The following is a 3,277-nucleotide window of genomic DNA, read 5'->3' as shown; positions in this document are numbered from 1 at the left end:
TCCGACGCCGCGCGCACCGCGTCCACATAGTCCTGCCGGTGTACGAGCCCCAGCGTGGAGTCCCCGGCCGGCGGCCCCGCCCGCCCCCCCCCCCCCCCGGGGGGCCCCGGGGGCTTCCGCAGGTGTCAGAGCTTCAACACCGACACGTCCGCCGGAGGGACGAGAAAGGCGAACGACCCCCGGACGGGAGCCGTTCGCCTTTCTCGTGTGCCGGGGCCGGATCAGCCCTTCAGCGAGTCGATCGCCTGGTTGAACGTCTTCGACGGGCGCATGACGGCCGCGGCCTTCGCCGGGTCGGGCTGGTAGTAGCCGCCCAGCTCGGCCGGCGAGCCCTGCACCGCGATCAGCTCGTCGACGATGGTGCTCTCCTGCTCCGTCAGCGTCTTCGCGAGACCCGCGAACGCCTCCGCCAGCTTGGCGTCGTCGGTCTGCTTCGCCAGCTCCTGCGCCCAGTACAGGGACAGGTAGAAGTGGCTGCCGCGGTTGTCGATCCCGCCGACGCGGCGGCTCGGCGACTTGTCCGTGTCGAGGAACGTGCCGGTGGCGCGGTCCAGGGTGTCGGCCAGCACCCGGGCGCGCGTGTTGCCCGTGCTCGTCGCCAGCTGCTCGAAGCTGACCGCGAGCGCGAGGAACTCACCCAGGCTGTCCCAGCGGAGGTAGTTCTCCTTGACGAGCTGCTGGACGTGCTTCGGCGCGGAGCCGCCCGCGCCCGTCTCGAACAGCCCGCCGCCGCTGATCAGCGGGACGACCGACAGCATCTTGGCGCTCGTGCCGAGCTCCAGGATCGGGAACAGGTCGGTCAGGTAGTCGCGCAGCACGTTGCCCGTGACCGAGATGGTGTCCTCGCCGCGGCGGATGCGCTCCAGGGAGTACGTGATCGCGTCGACGGGCGACTTGATCTCGATGGTCAGGCCCTCGGTGTCGTGCTCCGGCAGGTACGCCTTGACCTTCTCGATCAGGTTCCGGTCGTGGGCGCGGGTCTCGTCCAGCCAGAACACCGCCGGGGAGCCGGTGGCGCGGGCGCGCGTGACGGCGAGCTTGACCCAGTCGCGGATCGGGATGTCCTTGGTCTGGCACATGCGGAAGATGTCGCCGGCGCCGACGGCCTGCTCCAGCACGGCCTCGCCGTTCGCGTCGAGGACGCGGACGGTGCCGGTCGTGGGGATCTCGAAGGTCTTGTCGTGGCTGCCGTACTCCTCGGCCGCCTGCGCCATCAGGCCGACGTTCGGCACCGAGCCCATGGTGGCCGGGTCGAAGGCGCCGTGCGCGCGGCAGTCCTCGATGGTGGCCTGGTAGATGCCCGCGTAGCTGCTGTCGGGGATCACGGCGAGGGTGTCGTGCTCGCCGCCGTCCTTGCCCCACATGTGGCCGGAGGTGCGGATCATCGCGGGCATGGAGGCGTCCACGATGACGTCGCTCGGCACGTGCAGGTTGGTGATGCCGCGGTCCGAGTCGACCATGGCCAGCTCGGGGCCCTCGGCCAGTTCGGCGTCGAAGGACGCCTTGATGGCGGCGCCGTCGGGGAGCGACTCGATGCCCTTCAGGATGCCGCCGAGGCCGTCGTTCGGGGTGAGGCCGGCGGCGGCGAACACGTCGCCGTACTCGGCGAAGGTCTTCGGGAAGAACGCGCGGACGACATGGCCGAAGATGATCGGGTCGGAGACCTTCATCATCGTGGCCTTCAGGTGGACGGAGAACAGCACGCCCTGGCGCTTGGCCTCGGCGATCTGTTCGGTGAGGAACTCGCGCAGCGCGGCCACGTGCAGCACGGACGCGTCGACGACCTCGTCCTTGAGGACCGGCACGGCCTCGCGCAGGACCGTGGTGCTGCCGTCGTCGCCGGACAGCTCGATGCGCAGGGCGCCGTCGGCCGCGACGACCGCGGACTTCTCGGTGGTCCGGAAGTCGTCGGCCGCCATGGTGGCGACGTTCGTCTTCGAGTCGGCCGACCAGGCGCCCATGCGGTGCGGGTGCTTCCTGGCGTAGTTCTTCACGGAGGCGGGCGCCCGGCGGTCGGAGTTGCCCTCGCGCAGCACCGGGTTGACCGCGCTGCCCTTGACCTTGTCGTAGCGGGCGCGGATGTCGCGCTCCTCGTCGGTCTTCGGGTCGTCCGGGTAGTCGGGCAGCGCGTAGCCCTGGCTCTGGAGCTCCGCGATCGCGGCCTTGAGCTGGGGGATCGAGGCCGAGATGTTCGGCAGCTTGATGATGTTCGCGCTCGGCGTCTTGGCGAGTTCGCCCAGCTCGGCGAGGGCGTCGCCCTTGCGCTGGTCCTCCTTGAGACGCTCCGGGAAGTGCGCGATGATCCGCCCGGCCAGGGAGATGTCCCGGCTCTCCACGGCGACGCCCGCCGTGGCGGCGTATGCCTCGACCACCGGCAGGAACGAATAGGTCGCCAGGGCCGGGGCCTCGTCGGTGTGCGTATAGATGATGGTCGAGTCAGTCACCGGTGCTCCGCTCCACGTTGCTCACGTCAGCAAGGACTTCTGCAATATTGCTCGACATCAAGATATCCCGTGGCCGGGCGCGACGGGACACGGCCATGGCCTCACGTGACATCCCCCACTCGATGAGACGTCGTTGTCTCATTCGGTTTAGGGTCGTCTCATGGCTCTCGACCGTGACCAGGTGCTGCGCAGCGCCGCCGCCCTCCTGACCCGCCGCGCCACCGCCACCATGGACGAGGTGGCGAAGGCGGCCGGGATCGGACGCGCCACCCTGCACCGGCACTTCGCCGGCCGGGACGCGCTCGTACGGGCGCTGGAGTCGCTCGGCCTGCGGGAGACGGAGGCCGCGCTCGACGCGGCGCGGCTGGGTGAGGGAGCGGCCGGGGACGCGCTGCGCCGCTTCGTCGCCGCCGTCGAGCCCGCGGCCGGCCTGCTGGCCTTCCTCGTCACCGAGAACCAGCTGTTCGAGGGCGACGTGCACGAGGGCTGGAACCGGATAGACGCCCGTATCACGGCACTGTTCCGGCGCGGCCAGGAGCGCGGCGAATTCCGCATCGACCTGCCGCCCGCCTGGCTCACCGAGGCCCTCTACGGGCTGATCGGCGCCTGCGTCTGGTCGATCCAGGACGGCAGGATCGCGGCGAAGGACTTCTCGTACATGACCACCGAGCTCCTGCTCGGCGGCGTACGACGGAGCGTGGCGACATGACCTGTGACACCACCGGCGCCGCGCGGCCCGCCCCCCCCCCCCGGCGGCGGCGCGGCGGCGGCCGCCGCCCGGGCCCCGCCCGCCGGCGGGGTGGACGCGGTGTGCGCCTGGGGCGGCCGCACGC

Annotated in this window: 2 protein-coding genes; one reads left to right on the top strand and one right to left on the bottom strand. The window is 71.1% G+C overall.

Annotated elements, in window-relative coordinates; translation table 11 throughout:
• Positions 1-221: 221 nt before the first annotated feature.
• Entirely contained in the window at positions 222-2,444 is a 2,223-nt protein-coding gene (locus tag LCE31_RS27820) for an NADP-dependent isocitrate dehydrogenase (RefSeq protein ID WP_225018976.1), read from the bottom strand.
• Between the two features lie 160 nt (positions 2,445-2,604).
• Here LCE31_RS27820 and LCE31_RS27815 point away from each other — a divergent pair, with 160 nt between their 5' ends.
• Positions 2,605-3,153 (top strand): TetR/AcrR family transcriptional regulator, encoded by a 549-nt coding sequence (locus LCE31_RS27815; RefSeq protein ID WP_225018974.1) that lies wholly within the window; start codon positions 2,605-2,607, stop codon positions 3,151-3,153.
• Positions 3,154-3,277: the final 124 nt, after the last annotated feature.

This window comes from Streptomyces sp. 8L, from assembly GCF_020176795.1.
In the GTDB taxonomy this organism is placed as follows: domain Bacteria; phylum Actinomycetota; class Actinomycetes; order Streptomycetales; family Streptomycetaceae; genus Streptomyces.
Note: the sequence above shows the minus strand (reverse complement) of the source record. Positions and strands in the feature narration are given on the sequence as shown.

Bases quoted from the DNA above. Each gene is read 5' to 3' on its own strand.
- LCE31_RS27815 (WP_225018974.1), top strand. From the start codon at position 2,605: ATGGCTCTCGACCGTGACCAGGTGCTGCGCAGCGCCGCCGCCCTCCTG.